The following is an 877-nucleotide window of genomic DNA, read 5'->3' on the forward strand; positions in this document are numbered from 1 at the left end:
CATCGAACTCGACCCGGCGCGATTTCGGATTGGTGACGAAGCGGTCGCAGATCTGCCGGCGCAAATCGGCAAGATCGTTCTTCTTCGCTCCCTTGTCGGGAATGAACAGCACGTCGGCGCGGTTCAGGCCGTCGATGGCCTGGACCGTCATGTGGTCGGGATTGCCGGCGCCGATGCCGATGACGAGAAGCTTGCGCATGGCGATCTCCTGCCCGATCGGCGGCGCGGTGTCCAGAAGTACCCGTATCCGGTGACGAAGGGCTTTGAAACGCTACCTTGAAACGAGTAGATGGAAGAGCGCATCCGGCTGGCCCCGGTATCGCGGCACAGAGGAGGGTCTATGTTACGCACCGTACTGACCGCAGCGCTGGCAGTCATGGCCGCGCCAGCCTTCGCCAATGATTCCATCGCCGAACTCGGCACCGGTGGACTGATCCTGTCGCGCAGCGACGCCGTCGCCATGCAGAGCGAAGATCTTTTCATCTCGCCGGAGAAGGTGACGGTCGACTATGTCTTCCGCAACAACACCGACAAGGATGTCAGCTCCATCGTCGCGTTCCCGATGCCCGACATCGAAGGCGATCCCAACGAGATGCCGGCGATCCCGGAGGCGCAGAGCGATAATTTCCTCGGCTTCGAGGTGACGATCGACGGCGTCGACGCCAAGCCTCAGCTCGAGCAAAGGGCGTTTGCGCTGGGCATCGACATCACCGTCGACCTCAAGGCGCAGAACGTGCCGCTCTATCCGTTCGGCGACGCCGCCAAGGCGGCGTTGGCGAAGCTGCCCAAGGATGTCACCAAGGACTGGGAAGACCGCGGCATCATCATCGAGGATACCGCCGATGACGGCTCGGGCATGCAGACCGCCTATGTGCCC

At 62.4% G+C, this 877-nt stretch carries 2 protein-coding genes; one reads left to right on the plus strand and one right to left on the minus strand.

Annotation, left to right across the window (positions count from 1 at the left end; genetic code table 11):
* A partial coding sequence (locus EOD07_RS35980) for an SAM-dependent methyltransferase (RefSeq protein ID WP_245470629.1) occupies nt 1-199 on the minus strand: 199 nt, incomplete at its 3' end.
* 141 nt (nt 200-340) lie between these two features.
* Here EOD07_RS35980 and EOD07_RS35985 point away from each other — a divergent pair.
* Nucleotides 341-877: DUF4424 family protein (locus EOD07_RS35985; protein ID WP_127238483.1), on the plus strand; the 537-nt coding region annotated here is incomplete at its 3' end.

The organism is Mesorhizobium sp. M2C.T.Ca.TU.002.02.1.1 (assembly GCF_003997225.1).